Genomic DNA, 18,242 nt, shown 5'->3' on the forward strand with positions numbered 1-18,242 from the left:
CGGTCCGCGCGAGGTACTGCGTTACTACAAACGTCTACAGACTCCAAAATAGCTGATAAAACCGTCGCGAGCGGAAGGGAGAGGTGGCCGAGAAACGCAGCCGTACACGAGTACGGCGAGCATCACAGGCCGCCTATCCCGACGCGCAGCAGGTTTGATCAGTTATTTTTTGGCTTGGCTTCTTCGCGGCGATTGTAGCCGGCGACCATATCAAAGCGGAACAAACGGCATTCCAGCGCGCCGTTGAAGAATGGCGTCTTGCGCGCCTCCTTCAGCCGCAGCAGCTTGGGCAGGCCCAGGTCGGCCGTAAACAGGAACACGGTCCAGCCGGCGAAGCGCTGCTTCAGGGTCGTGCCCATGGCCGAATAAAAAGAAGTCGACAGTTCATCTTCCGGGATGGTGCTGTCGCCGCGCACGCCGATACGCTCACCGTACGGCGGGTTGGTCAGCATGATGCCGGGCACGTCGCTTGGTGGCTTGACTTCCTGTGCCTCGATCTGCTTCAACGGCACGTCGAAGCGCACGCCGGCGCAACGCAGGTTATGACGCGTCATGGCGACCATGTCGCCCGAGATGTCGCTGCCGAAAATGGTCGGTTCTGCCGGCAGCGGATTGACCTTGATGGCGTTTTTCATGGCATTCCACGGCGCGGGATCGAAGTCGTGGAAGTTTTCAAACGCGAACTGGCGCGACGCGCCCGGTGGAATGCCCTGCAGCATCTGCGCCGCTTCGGCCAGGATGGTGCCGGAACCGCACATCGGGTCGAACAGCACCATGCCAGGCTTCCAGCCCGACACGCGCAGCAGGCCGGCGGCCAGGTTTTCGCGCAGCGGCGCGTCGCCCGTCTCTTCGCGCCAGCCGCGTTTGAACAGGGCTTCGCCTGAAGTGTCGAGATAGACGGTAAACGTGTGCGCGTCAAGGAAGCCGACGATGCGCATGTCCGGCGTCTTGGTGTTGACGGATGGACGCTCGTTGAACTGGTCGCGGAAGCGGTCGCAGATCGCATCCTTAATCTTCAACGTCGTGAACTCCAGGCTGCGCAGCGGCGACTTCACGGCCGTAACGTCGACGCGGATCGTATGGTGCACGCCGAACCAGTCTTCCCATGCTTGCGCCAGGGTCAGGTCATAAATGTCATTTTCCGTCTTGTAGCCGGAATGGGCCATGCGCATCAGCACGCGCGAAGCGATGCGCGAATGCAGGTTGATGCGGTAAGCATCGAGCAGGTCGCCCGAGCAGTGTACGCCGCCCGGCACCTGGTTGTGGACCTTCATGGTCGCACTATCCTGGGCGATCTCGCCCAGTTCCTCGGCCAGCGCCGCTTCCATGCCGCGCGGGCATGGGCAAAAATATGAAGCCATGGTGGTGTACCCTTTATCCGTTGAAAAACAATTTACTAAAACCCACAAGCAAAAAATGGGGTCAGACCCGCCGGGTCAGACCCCGGCATCAAAACTAAACTTATTTCTCCAGCGCCCGCTCGACGAAATCGAGGCGGTCCTGGCCCCAGTACCCTTCGCCATCGACGATGTACCACGGCGAACCGAAGACGGAAGCGGCGGTGGCCGCATCCGTGTTGGCATCGTATTCCGCCTGCACGCTGGCCGTTTCCGACGTCTTCAGCAACTGGCGGCCATCGAAGCCGGCATCGAGCGCGATCTGCACCAGGGTTTCCTCGTCACCGATGTTGCGTTCCTCGGCCCACAGGCCGCGCATGATGGCGTGCGCCAGGTTCAGCGAAGCGTCCACGCCATGCGCCAGGCGCGTGGCGATGATCAGCTTGGCCGACGCTTCCGGCGAGACGGGAAAGAACTTCGGCTGCAGGGTCAATGGCACTTGCAAAAAGGCCGACCAGCGCGCCAGCTCGGCCAGGCGGTAGGCCTGGCGCTGCGGCGCGCGCTTGGCCAGCGGCAGGCCGCCCGAAACGCTGAAGACCTTGCCCAGGTCGAAGGGACGCACGTCGATCTGTGCGCCCGTCTTCGCGGCGATGGCCATCAGACGCGCATGCCCCAGGTAGGTCCATGGCGAGTGGGGCGCAAAAAAATACTGCACGACTTTGCTCTGGCTTGCACTCATCTCGACTCCCTTAGAAAGGCTTGACCACGACCAGCACGACGACGGCCAGCAGCATCACCACGGGCACCTCGTTAAACCAGCGGAACCAGGTGTGGCTGCGCTTGTTGACGCCTTTTTCAAACTTGCGCAGGATGGAACCGCAGGCGTGGTGATAGCCGAGCAGGAGCACCACGAACGTCAGCTTGGCATGCATCCAGCCCGGCATCTTCATGCGGCCTTCCCCCCCGCCGTACAGCATCCACATCAGTGCCAGCCCCAGCACCATGGCCGGCAGCGCCAGCAGGGACATAAAGCGGTACAGCTTGCGCGCCATCAGCAGCAGCCGCTCGGTGGCCACCGTTTCCGTCTCCATCGCCAGGTTCACGAAGATGCGCGGCAAATAAAACAGGCCGGCGAACCAGGACATGACAAAAATGATATGGAAGGCTTTAGTCCAGAGAAAGAGCATGGGGTTCCCAGTGTCAGAGGTATCGAAAAAGGAGAGCGCGGACCGCCTTGTGGGCAGCCCGCGAAAGAGACTATTTGCGCACTTCGCCGTGGCCGAAGACCACATACTTGAGCGACGTCAGGCCTTCCAGCCCCACGGGACCGCGCGCATGCAGCTTGTCGTTCGAGATGCCGATTTCGGCACCCAGGCCATACTCGAAGCCGTCGGCGAAGCGCGTGGAAGCATTCACCATCACCGAGGCGGAATCTACTTCCCGCAGGAAGCGCAGCGCGTCGCTGTAATCTTCCGTGATGATGGACTCCGTGTGCTTGGACGAATACCGGTTGATGTGGTCCATCGCCTCGTCGATGCCCTCGACCACCTTCACCGACAGGATGGCGGCCAGGTATTCGGTGCGCCAGTCTTCCTCGGTGGCTGCCACCAGGTGCGGGTAAGCGGCAGCGGCCAGGATCGCATGGCTTTCCGCATCGGCGCGCAGTTCCACCTGCTTGCTCAGGTACAGTTCGGCCAGCTGTGGCAGCACGGTGGCGGCGATGGCACGCGACACGAGCAAAGTTTCCATGGTGTTGCAGGTGCCATAGCGGTGGCACTTGGCGTTGAAGCCGATGTCCAGCGCTTTCTTGATATCGGCCTTGGCGTCAATGTAGACGTGGCAGATGCCATCGAGGTGCTTGATCATCGGCACGGTGGCTTCGTTCATCAGGCGCGCGATCAAGCCCTTGCCGCCGCGCGGCACGATAACATCCACGTACTGCGGCATGGTGATGAGGGCGCCGACGGCGGCACGGTCGGTGGTGTCGATCACTTGCACGGCATCGGCAGGAAGACCTGCTCCCAGCAGTCCTTCCTGCACCAGCCTGGCCAGCGCGCGGTTGCAATGGATGGCTTCCGAGCCGCCGCGCAGGATCGTCGCGTTGCCGCTCTTGATGCATAGACCGGCCGCATCCACCGTCACGTTGGGGCGGGCTTCATAGATGATGCCGATGACGCCCAGCGGCACGCGCATCTGCCCCACCTGTATGCCCGTCGGGCGGAATTTCATGTTCGAGATCTCGCCGATCGGGTCGGCCAGCGCGACGATTTGCGTCAAGCCTTCGACCATGGTGGCAATGGCAGAGTCGGACAGGGTCAGGCGGTCAAGCATGGCCGGCGCCAGGCCGGCGGCCGCTGCCGCATCGAGGTCACGCTGGTTGGCCGCGCGCAGCAGATCCGCATCGCGCACGATGGCCGCGGCGATCAGGCTCAGGGCGCGGTTGCGCGTGGCGCTGTCGGCACGCGCCATGGCGCGCGAAGCGGCGCGCGCGCGCGTGCCCACGTCCTGCATATATTCGGTGATATCCATGCTCGTATCCATAAAAGTTAACCCTTGGCGATCTTCAGACCCAGTTGCAGCATGGCGTCCCAGGCATCACCCGCGTAGCCCCTGGCGCGCAAGCCCTTGATCATCTTGTCCACCTGCGCCGCCTGTTGCAGCGCCGCTTCCAGCACGGGCAGCGAAATGCGCCGCAGGGCTGGCTCCATCATGCGCTCGCGCGGCCCCCAGATGCGGTATTCCTTCAGCAGAGCGCTCAGCGGACGTCCCTGCGCCATGCCCGATTTCAATTTTAACAGCGTGCGGATTTCCTCGGAGACGGCCCACAAGACCAGCGGCAGCGCCTCGCCCTCGCCTTTCAAGCCTTCCAGCATACGCACCAGGCGCGCAGGGTCGCCTGCCAGCATGGCTTCGGACAGCTTGAAGACATCGTAGCGGGCCACGTTCAGCACCGCGTCCTGCACTTGCTCATACGTCAGCTTGCCCGCTGCGTGCAGCAAGCCCAGCTTCTGGATTTCCTGGTGCGCCGCCAGCAGGTTGCCTTCGACGCGTTCGGCGATGAAGTCGATGCTGGCCCGCTCCGCGCTCTGCCCCTGCGCCGCCAGGCGCTGGCCTATCCACAGCGGTAACTGCGCCCGTTCCACATTCGGAATCTCGATGTAGACGGCTGCCTGCTGCAGGCTGGCCACCCAGGCCGCCTTTTGCGTGGCCCAGTCCAGCTTGGGCAAGGTGATCAGCGTCAGATTGTCGGGGCTGAGGTTTTTTGCATAGCTTTGCAGCGCCGCGCCGCCATCCTTGCCCGGCTTGCCGGTGGGGATGCGCAGCTCGATCAATTTTTTATCGCCGAACAGCGACAGCTCCTGATTCGCCGCCAGCAGTTCGCCCCACTTGAAGCTGCGCTCCACCGTCAGCACGTCGCGCTCGGAAAACCCTTGCGCGCGCGCCGCGCGGCGGATCTTGTCGGCAGCTTCCAGCGCCAGCAGATGCTCGTCGCTGGTGATCACATACAGCTGCGCCAGCGGCTTGGCCACATGCCCATCGAGCGCGTCTATCCGCAATTGCATGGCGGCCCCGTTACTGCTGCGGGGTTGCCGGCGCGACCGGCGTCACGGGCGCCACTGGCGCCACCGACATGGCTGGCAGCAGCGGCTTGATGGCGGCCAGGCGACGCATGATCTGCTGCACCATATCGTTGCGCATGTCACGGTACAGCTGCGTTTCTTCCGTCTCCATGGCCAGCAACTGCGCTTCATTGAACGTGATCGGACGCACCAGGCTGATGGTCGTCGGCGCCAGCAACTGGTTCCCCGCCTTGTCCAGCACACGGAAATTGATCGAGTATCCGAGCTGGTACTCGCTTACGCGGCCATTTTTGTTCAGGGACAGGATGGTCTTGGTACGAGTCCTCTCCGGATCGCTGAGGACTTCAAGGACGGCGTCCGCGCCATCCTTGAGGTTAACCACTTCCGTGCTGCCGATGGCGCGGATATAGCGTTTCAGGTCAATCGCCAGCGGCGATGAGTCGGGCAAGCCGATATACATCGTCGCGAACGGCAGCATGAAACTGCCATTCGAACCGCGCAGGTGAAAGCCGCAGGCCGACAGCAGGACTGTCAGGCCCAACGCCAGCACGGCGCGGCGGCCCGACAGCGATACTTGAGAGGAAATCGTCATGATTACACCACGATGCTGATTAACTTGCCCGGCACGACGATGATCTTCTTCGGCGTGGTTTCAACATACTTCTGTACACTTTCGCACGCCAGCGCGGCCGCTTCGATGCTGGCCTTGTCCGCATCCTTGGCCACCGTGATCGAGCCGCGCAGCTTGCCGTTCACCTGGATCATCATCTCGATCTCGGACTGCTCCAGCGCTTGCGGGTCGACTTGCGGCCATTCAGCGTTGAGCAGGTCGCCGTGCACGCCGGCGTAGCCCAGTTCCTGCCACAGCACGTGGGTGATGTGCGGCGCGACGGGATTGAGCAGGCGCAGGAAGATGGAGAAGCCTTCGGCGATCAGCGCCTTCGACTGCGCGCTGTCGTCCAGCTTGGCCGATTCCAGGGTGTTGAGCATCTTCATGCAGGCAGACACCACGGTGTTGTACTGGATGCGCTTCAAGTCGTAATCGGCCTGCTGCAGCAGCTTGTGCAATTCGCGGCGCAGGTTTTTCTGTGCGTCGCCCGTGGCAGGAGCGGCGCCGCCAGCCAGTGCGGCCTGGATCGTTGCCGACTGGGCGTAGCCGAAGTTCCACACGCGGCGCAGGAAGCGGTTCGCGCCTTCGACGCCGCTGCCCGACCACTCCAGCGTCTGTTCCGGCGGCGAAGCGAACATGGTGAACAGTCGGGCCGTGTCGGCGCCATACTGTTCGATCTGCGCTTGCGGGTCAATGCCGTTGTTCTTCGACTTCGACATTTTTTCCGTGCCGCCGATTTCCACCGGCTGGCCGTCGGCCACCAGGATGGCGGACTGCGGACGGCCCTTGTCATCGAGGGACAGGCGCACGTCGTCCGGGTTGAACCAGGTGGTCTTGCCCGCGGCGTCCTTGCGGAAGTACGTTTCGTTGAGCACCATGCCCTGCGTCAGCAGGTTGACGAAAGGCTCGTCGAACTTGACCAGGCCGAAGTCGCGCATGATCTTGGTCCAGAAGCGCGCGTACAGCAAGTGCATGACGGCGTGTTCGATGCCGCCGATGTACTGGTCCATCGGCATCCAGTAATCGTTGCGCGCATCGACCATGGCGTCGTTCGAGCCCGGCGAGGTATAGCGCATGTAGTACCACGACGAATCGACGAAGGTATCCATGGTGTCCGTCTCGCGGCGCGCCGGCTTGCCGCACTGCGGGCAGTCGCACTGCAAAAAGGCTTCGTACTTGTTCAGCGGATTGCCCGTGCCGTCCGGCACGCAGTCTTCCGGCAGCACCACCGGCAGGTCTTTTTCCGGCACCGGCACCACGCCGCAGTCGGCGCAATGGATCATCGGAATCGGCGTGCCCCAGTAGCGCTGGCGCGAAATGCCCCAGTCGCGCAGGCGGAACGTGGTTTTCTTTTCGCCCAGGCCCAGTTCCGCCAGGTCGGCGGCCACCGCGTCGACGGCGGAAGCGAAATGCAGGCCGTCGTATTTGCCGGAAGCGACGCAGACGCCGTCCTTGCTGCCATACGATTCCTGCCAGGCGTCCGTCGAAAATTCCTGGCCCTTGACTTCGATCACTTGCTTGATCGGCAGATTGTATTTCTTGGCGAAGCCGAAATCGCGTTCGTCGTGCGCCGGCACGCCCATCACGGCGCCGTCGCCATAGGTGATCAGCACGTAGTTGCCGACCCAGACTTCCACCTGCGCGCCCGTCAGCGGATGCGTGACGAACAGGCCGGTCGGCATGCCCTTCTTCTCCATCGTCGCCATGTCCGCTTCGATCACGGAGCCCAGCTTGCACTCGGCGTTGAAAGCGGCCAGTGCAGGATTCGTCTGCGCGGCGTGGATGGCCAGCGGATGCTCGGCGGCCACGGCGCAGAAGGTCACGCCCATGACGGTGTCCGGACGGGTGGTGAAGACATACAGCTTGCCGTCGCCGATCAGGGCGCCATTCGCGTCCTTGATCTGGTGTGGGAAGGCGAAGCGCACGCCCGTCGACTTGCCGATCCAGTTGGTCTGCATGATGCGCACGCGCTCGGGCCAGCCCGGCAGCTTGTCGTCCACATACGCCAGCAGCTCTTCCGCGTAATCGGTGATGCGCGCGTAGTACATGGGTATTTCGCGCTTTTCGATCAGCGCGCCGGAACGCCAGCCGCGGCCATCGACCACTTGCTCGTTGGCCAGCACGGTCTGGTCAATCGGGTCCCAGTTCACGGTACCGGTTTTCTTGTAGATGATGCCTTTTTCCAGCATCTTGAGGAACATCCACTGGTTCCATTTGTAGTATTCAGGCTTGCAGGCGGTCATTTCGCGCGACCAGTCGATGGCCAGGCCCATCGATTCCATCTGCTGCTTCATGTGGGCGATGTTCGAATACGTCCATTGCGCGGGCGGCACGTTGTTGGCCATGGCCGCGTTTTCCGCCGGCATGCCGAACGCATCCCAGCCCATCGGCATGAGCACGTTGTAGCCGTTCATGCGCAGGTAGCGGTACATCACGTCATTGATCGTATAGTTGCGCACGTGACCCATGTGCAGCTTGCCCGAAGGGTAAGGCAGCATCGAGCAGGCAAAATACTTGCCTTTTGGGAAACGCGGGTCGTGTTCGACGGCTTTATAGGCGTCGATCGCCTTCCAGTGCGATTGGGCGGCTTGTTCGACGTCGGCGGGACTATATTTATCTTGCATGATGTGCGGCCAATAGTGGATATGAACCGAGCATTATACTGGTTGTCGCCGCCCGATAGCGCGGCGCGCTGGCGGCCCGGGCCGGCATATTTTTGCGAGCACACAATTATGCTGTGTGATATATACACAATCTTGTTCTTTGCATCAAAGCCGGCCATGATCGTCTACCAGGAAGTCGCCCCCATCCCCGCCCTGCGGCCATGGCTGGACTGCGTCTGGACCTGCCGCGTGCAGACGGGCGCCACGCCCCTGACGCACCATGTCTTGCCGGACAATTGCATCGATATTTTGTGCCAGGACCAGCAGGATGCCAGCTTTGCCGTGGGCATGATGACGGCGCCGATTGCCGTCGTCAGCCATGGCCTCGTGCAGACGGTGGCGGCCCGCTTCAAGCCGGGCGCGGCGGCCCGTTTCTTCCGGCTGCCCCTGTGCGAACTCAATGATGGACGTGCCGATCTGCGGCAACTGTGGGGCCGCGATCTGGCGGCGCGCCTCGGCGATGCACTGTGGAGCGAACCCTTGTCCAATGCACAAAGAATTGCCATTTTGCAAGATTATCTGCTGCTGCGCCTGCGCCAGGGGCCGCCGCTGCGCCCGGCCGGCGTCGCCGAACACGCGATTGCCGCCATCGAAGGCGCGCACGGCATGCTGCGCGTGGATGGCCTGGCCGAGCGGCTGGGCGTGTCGCGCCAGCACCTGGCGCTGCAATTCCGGCGACAAGTGGGCATCAGCCCGAAGCTGTTTGCCCGCATCTGCCGTTTCCGGGCCGCCAGCGCTGGCTTGAAAAGCCTGCCGGGGCAGCCGGACTGGGCGCAAATTGCCTTGGAATATGGCTATTTCGACCAGTCGCACCTGATCCACGATTTCCAGGATTTCGCCCATACTTCGCCCGAGGCGTGGCTGACGGGCCGGCGCGCATGAGCACCTTCCATTTTTCCAATCGCGCGGCGCGCGCCGGTGGCATGATGATGCCAGCTATTTCGCCGACTATTTCAACCAACAGGAGCAAAACATGATCAAGGGCTTGCGCACCGTCACCTATCCCGTCCCCGACCTGGACCAGGCCAAGGCCTGGTACAGCCAGGTGTTCGGCACGGCACCGTATTTCGACCAGCCTTTTTATGTCGGCTTTGCCATCGGCGGCTTCGAGCTGGGCTTGCTGCCGGGCGGCCAGCCTGGCACGCAGGGCAGCGTCACCTACTGGGGCGTGGAAGGCATCGAAGCGGAAGTCGAGCGCATCGTTACGCTGGGCGGCACCCTGCACCACCCGATCACGGACGTGGGCGACGGCATCCGCACGGTGGAATTGCTCGATCCGTTCGGCAACCAGATCGGCCTGATCGACAATCCCCACTTCGATACGGCCAAGGTCGCCTAGGCCGCTTCGCCTTGCAGCCACAGCCGGAACTGCTGCAAGGCCAGCTTTTCATGCGCCGCCTCGGGCGTGATCAGATAATATGCCCGCTGGCCGCGCAGTGGGCGCTCGCATACAATGCGCAGCTCGCCACGCGCCAGTTCCGCCTCCACCAGCATACGCGGCAGCAAGACCACGCCCTGCCCCTGCACGGCCGCCATGGCCAGCATGGAAAACAGTTCATAGCGGGCGCCATAACGGGCCAGCTCGCCATCGACCTGCATGGCGTCGCACCATTGGCGCCAGGCGCCGGGGCGCGTGCTTTGCTGCAATAACGTCAATTCCAGCATATCCTGCGGCTGCCAGTGACTGCGCGCGGCCAGCAGGCGCGGACTGGCGACGGGCACGATTTCCTCATGCATGAGCAGGGTGGCGCGCGTGCCGGGCCAGCGCGCCAGCTGCTCGGGCGTGCCCGCATACAGGGCGCCATCGTATTCCGTATCGGCAAACATGAACGGCTTCGTGTAAGCATCGATATGCACGACGATGTCGGGATGCAAGCCCGCCAGTGACGACAACCGCGGCATCAGCCAGCGCGTGGCAAACGTCGGCACGGACGCCAGTTGCAGCGCGCCGCCACCGCCCTGGCGCGCCATGGTGTCGAGCGTATCGCGTTCCAGGCCATCGAGCCGTGCCGCAATCTGGCGCGCATACGCGGCGCCGGCGCTGGTCAGCAGCACGCCGTGGCGCGTGCGCTGGAACAGTTGCACACCAAGAAAGCTTTCCAGGGAGGATATCTGCCGCGAGACGGCGCTTTGCGTCAGCGACAGTTCGCGCGCCGCATGCGTGTAGCTCTGGTGGCGCGCGGCCGCCTCGAAGCAATTTAAAGCTTGCAGCATGGGAATTTTTCGCGACATGGCATCTCAAAGGAAGGAAAAGATACGCCAGTATGCCCCAAGATATGCGCAATACGCATGTCTGGGTGCGAAAAAATCGTTTGCGCAAGGTAAGGCAAGAATCTACCATGAGCCATATTCAATCTTGCGCCGATCACCGGCGCTCACCTGCGAGGCCTGTGATGAGCAAAACCGTATTCGACTGGAATTCCCCCCTGCTGCTGGAAGAACAACTGACGGGCGACGAGCGCGCCGTGCTGGAAGCGGCCCGCGACTATTGCCAGGGCAGCCTGGTGCCGCGCGTGCTTGAATCGTTCCGCCATGGCCGCACGGACGCCGCCATCTTCCGCGAAATGGGAGAATTGGGCTTGCTGGGCACCACCATTCCCGAAGAATACGGCGGCGCCGGCCTGAACTACGTTTGCTACGGCCTGGCCGCGCGCGAAGTCGAGCGCGTCGATTCGGGCTACCGCTCGATGATGAGCGTGCAATCGTCGCTGGTGATGGTGCCGATCAATGCCTTCGGCAACGAAGAAACCAAACAGAAATACCTGCCGAAACTGGCGACGGGCGAATTCATCGGCTGCTTCGGCCTGACGGAACCGAACCACGGCTCCGACCCGGGCAGCATGGTCACGCGCGCGCGCAAGGTACCGGGCGGCTACAGTATCTCCGGCGCCAAGATGTGGATCACCAACAGCCCGATTGCCGACGTGTTCGTCGTCTGGGCCAAGGACGACGAAGGCGCGATCCGCGGTTTTGTGCTGGAAAAAGGCTGGAAAGGCCTGTCGGCGCCGGAAATCCACGGCAAGGTCGGCTTGCGCACCAGCATCACCGGCGAAATCGTCATGGATGAAGTATTTTGCCCGGAAGAAAATGCCTTCCCCGACGTGCGCGGCCTGAAAGGTCCGTTTACTTGCCTGAACAGCGCCCGCTACGGCATCGCCTGGGGCGCGCTGGGCGCGGCCGAAGACTGCTACCTGAAGGCGCGCCAGTACACGATGGACCGCCAGCAATTCGGCCGCCCGCTGGCTGCAAACCAGTTGGTGCAAAAGAAACTGGCGGACATGTTGACGGAAATCACCATGGGCTTGCAAGGCTGTTTGCGCCTGGGTCGCATGAAGGATGAAGGCTCGCCCGCCGTGGAAATCACCTCCATCATGAAGCGCAACAGCTGCGGCAAGGCGCTCGACATCGCCCGCATGGCGCGCGACATGATGGGTGGCAACGGCATTTCCGACGAGTTCGGCGTCATCCGCCACCTGGTCAACCTGGAAGTGGTCAACACCTATGAAGGCACGCACGATGTGCACGCGCTGATCATCGGCCGCGCCATCACCGGCATCGCCGCCTTCAGCAACTGATGGACGCCTTGGCTTCCACCCTGCGGCCCGCGCCGCTGGAAGGCTTGCGCGTGCTCGACCTGTCGCGCGTGCTGGCCGGTCCGTGGGCCGGACAATTGCTGGCCGACCTCGGTGCCGACGTCGTCAAGGTCGAGCAGCCGGGCCGCGGCGACGACACGCGCTCCTGGGGTCCGCCGTATCTGAAGGACGAGGACGGCCGCGACACGGCCGAGGCCGCCTATTTCCAGTGCGCCAACCGCAACAAGCGCTCCTTGTGCATCGACCTGGCCGCGCCCGAAGGCCAGGCGCTGGTGCGCCGGCTGGCGCAAGAAGCAGACGTGTTGCTGGAAAATTTCAAGCTGGATGGCTTGAAGCAATATGGCCTGGACTCTGCCAGCTTGCTGGCGCTCAACCCGCGCCTCGTGTATTGCTCGATTACCGGCTTTGGCCAGGATGGGCCGTACGCGGCGCGCGCCGGCTACGACTTCCTGATCCAGGGCATGGGCGGCCTGATGAGCATCACCGGCGTGCCCGATGGCCAGCCGGGCGCCGGGCCGCAAAAAGTGGGCGTGGCGCAGACGGACATCATGACGGGCCTGTACGCCACCATCGCCGTGCAGGCGGCGCTGGCCGAACGCGCGCGCTCGGGCCTGGGCCAGCACATCGACCTGGCCCTGCTGGACGTGCAAGTGGCAGCCCTGGGCAACCAGGCGGCCAATTACTTGTGCGGCGGCAAGGTGCCCCAGCGCATGGGCAATGCGCATCCGAACATTGTTCCATATCAAGACTTTCCCACGGCCGATGGCGACATGATTCTGGCGATCGGCAACGACGGCCAGTTTTCGCGCTTCTGCGCCGTCGCCGGCCACCCGGAATGGGCGCAGGATGAACGCTTCGCCACCAACCCGCAGCGGGTGGCGCACCGGGCGGTGTTGATCCCCTTGATGCGCCAGACCACGGTCATGCGCACGACGGCCGAATGGATAGCGGCCTTCGAGGCGCAAGCCGTGCCTTGCGGCCCCGTCAACCGCATCGACCAGGTCTTTGCCGACCCGCAAGTGGTGGCGCGGGGCTTGAAAGTGGAGATGCCGCATCCGACGGCGGGGACTGTTGCGCTGGTGGCCAATCCCGTGCGCCTGTCCGGCTCGCCGGTGCAGTACCGCTTGCCGCCGCCATTGCTGGGGCAGCATACGCAGGAAGTGCTGCAGCAGTGGCTGGGGTTGGAGAGTGGGGAGATTGACGGTTTGCGCGAACGCAAGGTCGTCTAAACAAAAACGCCGGCCAGTTGCAAAACTGTCCGGCGTTTTTTATGTCTTCAGCGTTACTTCAGCGTCAGTTTCAACGCCGGCTTTTCGCCATAATCGTCGTAGCGCTCATTGATGCCGGCGATACAGAAGGTGATTTCTTCCAGCAAATCAGGCACTTGCGCCTTCATCGCATCCGCGTCCTGCACCACGATTTCCAGCACTTCATTCGGTTTCAAACGGAACTGCGTCATGTTTTCATCGTCGCGCAGGTAGCTGAGACAATCGACCCAGGCATCCATGCTGTTGCCGTAGAACTCAGGGAAACCGAAGGCTTGCGCGCATTGCGCGTGAAAGCTCGCTGCGTCGGTGATGTCTTTTCCATTCAGGATGGCAGTGGCCATGGTCGTCCTCAGTTCTTCAGCGACAGCACGTCCTGCATGTCGAACAGGCCGGTCGGCTTGTCGGCCAGGAAACGCGCGGCGCGCAGGGCGCCGTGGGCGTAGGTGACGCGGCTGCTCGACTTGTGGCTGATCTCGATGCGCTCGCCGATGCCGGCAAACAGCACCGTATGGTCGCCGACGATATCGCCGCCGCGGATGGTCGCAAAGCCGATGGTGGACGGATCGCGTTCGCCCGTCACGCCTTCGCGGCCGTACACGGCGCATTCCTTCAGGTCGCGGCCCAGGGCGCCGGCCACCACTTCACCCATTTGCAGGGCCGTGCCCGACGGCGCATCGACCTTGAAGCGGTGATGCGCTTCGATAATCTCGATGTCGTAGCCTTCGGACAGGCTTTTCGCGGCCAGTTCCAGCAGTTTCATGGTGACATTCACGCCCACGCTCATGTTCGGCGCGAACATGATGGCCGTCTTTTCGGCGGCGGCGGCAATGGCGGCCTTGCCCGCGTCATCGAAACCGGTGGTGCCGATGATCATCTTGATGCCGTGTTCGGCGCAGTACGCCAGGTGCTGCAAAGTGCCTTCGGGACGCGTGAAGTCGATCAGGTAATCGGCATTGGCCAGGCCGGCGGCCAGGTCGGACGCGATCAGCACGCCGGCAGGCTTGCCCAGGAAGGCGGCCGCGTCCTGGCCGACGGACGGCGAGCCGGCGCGGTCAAGGGCGCCGGCCAGCACGGCGTCCGGGGCGTTGCTGACGGCTTCGATCAGGATATGGCCCATGCGGCCGCTGGCGCCAGCGATGGCAATTTTCAGTTCAGTCATTTTATTCTCTTACAGCAACTTATTTGGTGGGCTCGGCTGTGGGCGCAGGCTCGGCGGCAGGCGCCGGCGCTGGTGCAACTTCAGGCTTGCTCACAGGAATGGCGGGCGTGGCATCGGCCGGTACCGGCACGGCGCTTGGCGCCACGGGCGACGGCACGACGGCGGCAGGCACATCGGCCTTGGCCACTTTGGCGAACGGCGACGGACCGGCGATGCGGTCGATATATTCTTTTTCTGTCGGCAGGTTGCCGCCTTCGAAACGCGCAACCTTGCCTTCCTTGTCAAAGAACACGACCACGCGGCTGCTGGTGGTTTCGCCGCTGCCCCGGGCCAGGCGGAAGGGATAATCCCAGCGGTCGGCATGGAAGATATCGGTCAACAACGAAGTGCCGAGAACAAAACGCACCTGGTCGCGCGTCATGCCTACCTTCAACTGGGCCAGCATTTCTTCGGAAACAAAGTTGCCTTGTTGAATGTCTGGGCGATATGGCGAGAAAAACCACATGAATTTCTGCAGCGGCGTGATGGTTGTCGTCTGCGCGCCATTTTCAGGCACGACTTCCTTGCCCTCTTTCTGGGTAATGGCGGGCTTTTCGCCGAGGATGCCACGGCTGGCGCAACCAGACGCCACCAGCGCGACACAGACCATGCCTGCCACGACTGGGGCTCGAAATGAAAGACGGTGCCAGAGAGATGGCAATACAGCCGGTGTTACGCGCATAAATGACCTCAATTGAATGAACAAAACGCCAGGAGTGACCGGCCCGCCAAAAAATGCATATTTTGGCACTCCCCGACAAAACGCTATATGATAAAGCACCTGACCCACATACGAGCAACAAACATGAGTAACAATCCTAGTGATCTCAAGGCAAGCGGCCTGAAAGCGACCCTGCCACGGCTGAAGATACTCGATATCTTCCAGAGTAGCCCGGTACGCCACCTGACAGCGGAAGATGTCTACAAAATTCTGCTGGCCGACAATATGGATGTCGGTTTGGCAACTGTCTACCGTGTCCTGACGCAATTCGAACAGGCAGGCTTGCTCAACCGCAACCATTTTGAAACCGGCAAGGCCATCTTCGAGCTCAACGAAGGTTCCCACCACGACCACCTGGTTTGCCTCGATTGTGGCCGGGTCGAAGAATTCTTCGACGAAGACATCGAAATCCGCCAGCAAAAAGTGGCCGAAGAGCGCGGCTTCAAGATCGCCGAACACGCCTTGGCTATCTACGGCAACTGCATCAAGACGGCCTGCCCGCACAAATCCGCCTGATACGAGCCGGCCGTTTCCGCAAGGGAACGGCCGGCCTGACGTTCAATGATGACTGAGTGCGTTGGACAGTAATTTCGCCGTGATATCGACTATCGGAATGACGCGCTCGTAAGCCATGCGCGTCGGTCCGATCACTCCCAGCGTTCCCACGATCTTGCCGTTGACTTCATACGGCGCCGTCACCACGCTCATCTCATCCATCGGCACCAGGTTCGACTCGCCGCCGATGAAAATCTGCACGCCCGTCGCCTTGCTCGACACGTCGAGCAGCTGCATCAGGCCCGTTTTTTGCTCGAACATGTCGAACATCTGGCGCAGCGAGTGCATATTCGATGACAAATCGCTCACGCTGAGCAAGTTGCGCTCGCCGGAAATCACCATATCGTCGCTATGATCGGCCATCGCTTCGCTGCCCGCCTCCACGGCCGCCTGCATCAGGCTGCCCATATCGTCGCGCAGCTGGCGCAACTCGCCCTGCAGGCGCACGCGCACGGCGTCAAACGACAGGCCGCCATAGTTCTGGTTGATGTAATTGGCCGATTGCACCAGTTGCGCCGGCGTATAGTCCGCCTCCGTCAGCAATAAACGGTTCTGCACGTCGCCACCGGGGGCGACGATGACGAGCAGGATGCGTTTTTCGGACAGGCGCAGGAATTCGATTTGCTGGAACACGGATTCGCGGCGCGGGCTGAGCACGACGCCGGCAAATTGCGACAGCGACGACAGCATCTGCGCCGCATTGGCGATGGTTTTTTGCGGCTGCGGCGTCTGCAGGCGCAGGCGCGACTCCACCAGGTGTTCATCGAGATGCTTGACCGTCAGCAAGGTGTCGACAAAGATGCGGTAGCCGCGCGGCGTGGGGATGCGTCCGGCCGAGGTATGGGGACTGGCCACATAACCGAGCTCTTCCAGATCGGCCATGATGTTGCGGATCGTGGCCGGCGACAGGTCGAGACCGGAAATTTTCGACAAGGCGCGCGAACCGACCGGCAGGCCGTCGGCGATATAGCGCTCGACCAGGGCTTTCAGCAGTGTTTGGGCACGTGTATCGAGTTGCATGGTGTGTAGTTAAGCAAGGTACTGTGACGCAAACGGCAACGAAGGCGGCCAAACGTGCGTCAACAGCGTCTATTATGCACGTTCGCCCGGTCAGCGGCGATCAATCTTCCAGTTGCCTTTGCAGCCACAGCAGCAATTCATCAAAGTTCGCGCAGATGGCGTCCGGCTGCACGCCAGCCGCCAGGTGCGCGTCGCTGCCCTTGCGGTTCATCCAGACGGCGCGCATGCCCGCCCCCTGCGCCCCCGTCACGTCGAAATACAGGTCGTCGCCCACGTACACGGCTTCGTGCGGCGCCACGCCCAGCGCGGCGCAACCGGCCAGGAAGATGCTGGCATCGGGCTTGGCCACGCCGAAATCGCTGGCGGCGATGGACACCTTGAAATGCTGCGCCAGGCCGATAATTTCAAGGTCCGCGTTGCCATTCGAGATGGAGCCGACCAGCATGCGCTGGCGCAGCCAGGCCAAGCCAGGCAAGACATCGTCATAGGGCTGGACACGGTTGCGGGCGGCCAAAAAGTGCACGATGGCGCCATCGACCAGGGCGGCATCCTCGCCCGCCGCTTCAAAAGCGGCCAGCAGGCCCGCGCGGCGCAACTCGATCAGATTGCCATGAAAATGCGGCTGTTCGTTGAGCATGGTCAAACGGTGCTGACGCAACATCTCGCTGGAGAACTGCTGCGCCACCTTGGGCGCATGCGTGGCCAGCCAGTCGTGCAACAGGATTTCGGCGGCGGCGATCACGGGGGCGATAGGCCACAGCGTATCGTCGAGGTCGAACAGGATGGCCTTGGGCGGCACGACAGCTTTTACAGGGGCAAGGGACATGGAACTCACGATGGATGCCGCGCCACGGTGCGCAGCTTGCCTCTATTGTCGCACCGATCGCCGCCGCCGGCATGGCGCCGCCCCCGTGAAATGGGGCCGGACCGGCGCTTCCCGGCAAAAAATTGTTACAGGGTGATACAAGGCAAGGTCATCCGGCTTGCCAGATAGACTAAAATAGGCGCCATTCCAATGCGGCGCCAGCGTCCGTGTTGCGCTACCCCACCTAATTCGTTTTGGAGAATGTATGAAAAATTTGTACCTGCGCTCGATGCTGGCGGCGGCTTGCGCCGTCACCCTGGCAGCCTGCGGCGGCAGCGGCGGCAACCTGTATCTGCAAGGCCAGGTCGTCAACCTGGCAAAAGATGGCCTGGTTCTCCTGAATAATGGCGAAAGCTTGCCGATCTCTGCGAACCAGACCTCGTTTGTTTTCACCAAGCTGGTCAACACCGATGACCGCTACGATATCACCATTGCGCAACAGCCCAAGGGCGCCGTCTGCACCATTATCAACGGCAGCGGCAAGGCGTCGAGCTACTCCGTGACCACGGCCCAGGTGACCTGCCAGACCAATACCTACGCGCTGAGCGGCACCATCACGGGCCTGAACGCTGGCGGCTTGCGCCTGGTGATGGGTTCCAACGGCATCAGCCCACTGGCTGGCGCCACCTCCTACGAATTCAAAACCGTTGCTGACGGCGCCCCGTACAGTATTTCCATAAGGACTCAGCCAACGGGCCAGACGTGCCGCTTCCAGGGTTCGAAAAGTGCCGACGGCAGCGATACGGTCGGCACGATGGGCTCTGCCGCCACGACCGCGGCCACACTTGACTGCACGCCGCAGTAATCCTTGCGATCCGTCACCTATTTTTT

19 protein-coding genes are annotated in these 18,242 nt (G+C 62.3%); 6 read left to right on the forward strand and 13 right to left on the reverse strand.

Annotated features, from left to right (window positions below; translation table 11 throughout):
• Window positions 1-158: 158 nt before the first annotated feature.
• The 7 genes from AC07VI_RS05880 to leuS all read right to left on the reverse strand — a co-directional run bounded on the left by AC07VI_RS05880 (window position 159) and on the right by leuS (window position 8,152).
• Window positions 159-1,361 carry a THUMP domain-containing class I SAM-dependent RNA methyltransferase gene (locus AC07VI_RS05880; protein WP_413465910.1) on the reverse strand — a complete coding sequence of 401 codons (1,203 nt, stop codon included), beginning with the start codon at window positions 1,359-1,361 and terminating at the stop codon, window positions 159-161.
• 100 nt (window positions 1,362-1,461) lie between these two features.
• Complete coding sequence (locus tag AC07VI_RS05885; protein ID WP_492996136.1) at window positions 1,462-2,076, reverse strand: 2-hydroxychromene-2-carboxylate isomerase; 615 nt, start codon at window positions 2,074-2,076, stop codon at window positions 1,462-1,464.
• A gap of 10 nt (window positions 2,077-2,086) precedes the next feature.
• Window positions 2,087-2,524: a CopD family protein gene (locus AC07VI_RS05890; protein ID WP_086144647.1), complete on the reverse strand. Its 438-nt coding sequence runs from the start codon at window positions 2,522-2,524 to the stop codon at window positions 2,087-2,089.
• A gap of 70 nt (window positions 2,525-2,594) precedes the next feature.
• On the reverse strand, window positions 2,595-3,866 hold the full coding sequence (locus tag AC07VI_RS05895; RefSeq protein ID WP_086144648.1) for a glutamate-5-semialdehyde dehydrogenase: 1,272 nt from the start codon (window positions 3,864-3,866) through the stop codon (window positions 2,595-2,597).
• Between the two features lie 17 nt (window positions 3,867-3,883).
• Window positions 3,884-4,900, reverse strand: a complete 1,017-nt coding sequence (holA, locus tag AC07VI_RS05900) for a DNA polymerase III subunit delta (RefSeq protein WP_099374064.1) — start codon at window positions 4,898-4,900, stop codon at window positions 3,884-3,886.
• A 10-nt stretch (window positions 4,901-4,910) separates the two neighbouring features.
• Window positions 4,911-5,510 (reverse strand): LPS-assembly lipoprotein LptE, encoded by a 600-nt coding sequence (locus AC07VI_RS05905; protein WP_086144650.1) that lies wholly within the window; start codon window positions 5,508-5,510, stop codon window positions 4,911-4,913.
• 2 nt (window positions 5,511-5,512) lie between these two features.
• Window positions 5,513-8,152, reverse strand: a complete 2,640-nt coding sequence (leuS, locus tag AC07VI_RS05910) for a leucine--tRNA ligase (protein ID WP_099419379.1) — start codon at window positions 8,150-8,152, stop codon at window positions 5,513-5,515.
• Window positions 8,153-8,284: 132 nt separating this feature from the next.
• Between leuS and AC07VI_RS05915 the strand changes: the two genes are divergently transcribed.
• Both AC07VI_RS05915 and AC07VI_RS05920 read left to right on the forward strand, forming a co-directional pair.
• The gene (locus AC07VI_RS05915) at window positions 8,285-9,073 is read left to right on the forward strand and encodes an AraC family transcriptional regulator (protein ID WP_226936414.1); all 789 of its coding nucleotides are present in this window, start codon (window positions 8,285-8,287) and stop codon (window positions 9,071-9,073) included.
• A 91-nt stretch (window positions 9,074-9,164) separates the two neighbouring features.
• Window positions 9,165-9,530 carry a VOC family protein gene (locus AC07VI_RS05920; protein WP_086144652.1) on the forward strand — a complete coding sequence of 122 codons (366 nt, stop codon included), beginning with the start codon at window positions 9,165-9,167 and terminating at the stop codon, window positions 9,528-9,530.
• Here AC07VI_RS05920 and AC07VI_RS05925 read toward each other — a convergent pair.
• The gene (locus tag AC07VI_RS05925) at window positions 9,527-10,423 is read right to left on the reverse strand and encodes a LysR substrate-binding domain-containing protein (RefSeq protein WP_172404683.1); all 897 of its coding nucleotides are present in this window, start codon (window positions 10,421-10,423) and stop codon (window positions 9,527-9,529) included. The genes AC07VI_RS05920 and AC07VI_RS05925 overlap by 4 nt on opposite strands.
• A gap of 161 nt (window positions 10,424-10,584) precedes the next feature.
• On the opposite strand from AC07VI_RS05925, the gene AC07VI_RS05930 reads away from it, so the two are divergent.
• Together AC07VI_RS05930 and AC07VI_RS05935 are read left to right on the forward strand one after the other, a co-directional pair.
• The gene (locus tag AC07VI_RS05930) at window positions 10,585-11,766 is read left to right on the forward strand and encodes an acyl-CoA dehydrogenase (protein ID WP_070220528.1); all 1,182 of its coding nucleotides are present in this window, start codon (window positions 10,585-10,587) and stop codon (window positions 11,764-11,766) included.
• Window positions 11,766-13,013, forward strand: a complete 1,248-nt coding sequence (locus AC07VI_RS05935) for a CaiB/BaiF CoA transferase family protein (RefSeq protein ID WP_086144654.1) — start codon at window positions 11,766-11,768, stop codon at window positions 13,011-13,013. Before AC07VI_RS05930 ends, AC07VI_RS05935 begins: the two co-directional genes overlap by 1 nt.
• 53 nt (window positions 13,014-13,066) lie before the next feature.
• On the opposite strand, the gene AC07VI_RS05940 is transcribed toward AC07VI_RS05935, so the two are convergent.
• From AC07VI_RS05940 to AC07VI_RS05950, 3 genes are read right to left on the reverse strand one after another with little or no spacing between them, the layout of a single operon-like run.
• The gene (locus AC07VI_RS05940) at window positions 13,067-13,393 is read right to left on the reverse strand and encodes a barstar family protein (RefSeq protein WP_086144655.1); all 327 of its coding nucleotides are present in this window, start codon (window positions 13,391-13,393) and stop codon (window positions 13,067-13,069) included.
• A gap of 8 nt (window positions 13,394-13,401) precedes the next feature.
• The gene (gene dapB, locus AC07VI_RS05945) at window positions 13,402-14,211 is read right to left on the reverse strand and encodes a 4-hydroxy-tetrahydrodipicolinate reductase (RefSeq protein WP_086144656.1); all 810 of its coding nucleotides are present in this window, start codon (window positions 14,209-14,211) and stop codon (window positions 13,402-13,404) included.
• Between the two features lie 19 nt (window positions 14,212-14,230).
• Entirely contained in the window at window positions 14,231-14,956 is a 726-nt protein-coding gene (locus AC07VI_RS05950) for an outer membrane protein assembly factor BamE (protein WP_492996142.1), read from the reverse strand.
• Between the two features lie 99 nt (window positions 14,957-15,055).
• On the opposite strand from AC07VI_RS05950, the gene fur reads away from it, so the two are divergent.
• A complete protein-coding gene (gene fur / locus AC07VI_RS05955) occupies window positions 15,056-15,487 on the forward strand; it encodes a ferric iron uptake transcriptional regulator (protein ID WP_086144658.1) in 432 nt (143 codons plus the stop codon).
• A gap of 42 nt (window positions 15,488-15,529) precedes the next feature.
• Here fur and hrcA read toward each other — a convergent pair whose 3' ends face one another.
• Both hrcA and AC07VI_RS05965 read right to left on the reverse strand, forming a co-directional pair.
• Window positions 15,530-16,546: a heat-inducible transcriptional repressor HrcA gene (gene hrcA / locus AC07VI_RS05960; RefSeq protein ID WP_086144659.1), complete on the reverse strand. Its 1,017-nt coding sequence runs from the start codon at window positions 16,544-16,546 to the stop codon at window positions 15,530-15,532.
• A 100-nt stretch (window positions 16,547-16,646) separates the two neighbouring features.
• Window positions 16,647-17,372: an HAD family hydrolase gene (locus AC07VI_RS05965; RefSeq protein WP_172404684.1), complete on the reverse strand. Its 726-nt coding sequence runs from the start codon at window positions 17,370-17,372 to the stop codon at window positions 16,647-16,649.
• A 244-nt stretch (window positions 17,373-17,616) separates the two neighbouring features.
• Between AC07VI_RS05965 and AC07VI_RS05970 the strand changes: the two genes are divergently transcribed.
• The gene (locus AC07VI_RS05970; RefSeq protein WP_086144661.1) at window positions 17,617-18,216 is read left to right on the forward strand and encodes a hypothetical protein; all 600 of its coding nucleotides are present in this window, start codon (window positions 17,617-17,619) and stop codon (window positions 18,214-18,216) included.
• The last annotated feature ends 26 nt before the right edge of the window (window positions 18,217-18,242 follow it).

Source organism: Janthinobacterium sp. GW821-FHT03A03, from assembly GCF_059421435.1.

What these genes read in the sequence shown, in the direction of transcription:
- dapB (WP_086144656.1), bottom strand. Translation starts at nt 14,211, where the DNA reads ATGACTGAACTGAAAATTGCCATCGCTGGCGCCAGCGGCCGCATGGGC.
- AC07VI_RS05920 (WP_086144652.1), top strand. Translation starts at nt 9,165, where the DNA reads ATGATCAAGGGCTTGCGCACCGTCACCTATCCCGTCCCCGACCTGGAC.
- hrcA (WP_086144659.1), bottom strand. Translation starts at nt 16,546, where the DNA reads ATGCAACTCGATACACGTGCCCAAACACTGCTGAAAGCCCTGGTCGAG.
- AC07VI_RS05905 (WP_086144650.1), bottom strand. Translation starts at nt 5,510, where the DNA reads ATGACGATTTCCTCTCAAGTATCGCTGTCGGGCCGCCGCGCCGTGCTG.
- AC07VI_RS05940 (WP_086144655.1), bottom strand. Translation starts at nt 13,393, where the DNA reads ATGGCCACTGCCATCCTGAATGGAAAAGACATCACCGACGCAGCGAGC.
- holA (WP_099374064.1), bottom strand. Translation starts at nt 4,900, where the DNA reads ATGCAATTGCGGATAGACGCGCTCGATGGGCATGTGGCCAAGCCGCTG.
- AC07VI_RS05895 (WP_086144648.1), bottom strand. Translation starts at nt 3,866, where the DNA reads ATGGATATCACCGAATATATGCAGGACGTGGGCACGCGCGCGCGCGCC.
- AC07VI_RS05890 (WP_086144647.1), bottom strand. Translation starts at nt 2,524, where the DNA reads ATGCTCTTTCTCTGGACTAAAGCCTTCCATATCATTTTTGTCATGTCC.
- AC07VI_RS05880 (WP_413465910.1), bottom strand. Translation starts at nt 1,361, where the DNA reads ATGGCTTCATATTTTTGCCCATGCCCGCGCGGCATGGAAGCGGCGCTG.
- leuS (WP_099419379.1), bottom strand. Translation starts at nt 8,152, where the DNA reads ATGCAAGATAAATATAGTCCCGCCGACGTCGAACAAGCCGCCCAATCG.
- fur (WP_086144658.1), top strand. Translation starts at nt 15,056, where the DNA reads ATGAGTAACAATCCTAGTGATCTCAAGGCAAGCGGCCTGAAAGCGACC.
- AC07VI_RS05970 (WP_086144661.1), top strand. Translation starts at nt 17,617, where the DNA reads ATGAAAAATTTGTACCTGCGCTCGATGCTGGCGGCGGCTTGCGCCGTC.
- AC07VI_RS05885 (WP_492996136.1), bottom strand. Translation starts at nt 2,076, where the DNA reads ATGAGTGCAAGCCAGAGCAAAGTCGTGCAGTATTTTTTTGCGCCCCAC.
- AC07VI_RS05935 (WP_086144654.1), top strand. Translation starts at nt 11,766, where the DNA reads ATGGACGCCTTGGCTTCCACCCTGCGGCCCGCGCCGCTGGAAGGCTTG.
- AC07VI_RS05965 (WP_172404684.1), bottom strand. Translation starts at nt 17,372, where the DNA reads ATGTCCCTTGCCCCTGTAAAAGCTGTCGTGCCGCCCAAGGCCATCCTG.
- AC07VI_RS05925 (WP_172404683.1), bottom strand. Translation starts at nt 10,423, where the DNA reads ATGTCGCGAAAAATTCCCATGCTGCAAGCTTTAAATTGCTTCGAGGCG.
- AC07VI_RS05930 (WP_070220528.1), top strand. Translation starts at nt 10,585, where the DNA reads ATGAGCAAAACCGTATTCGACTGGAATTCCCCCCTGCTGCTGGAAGAA.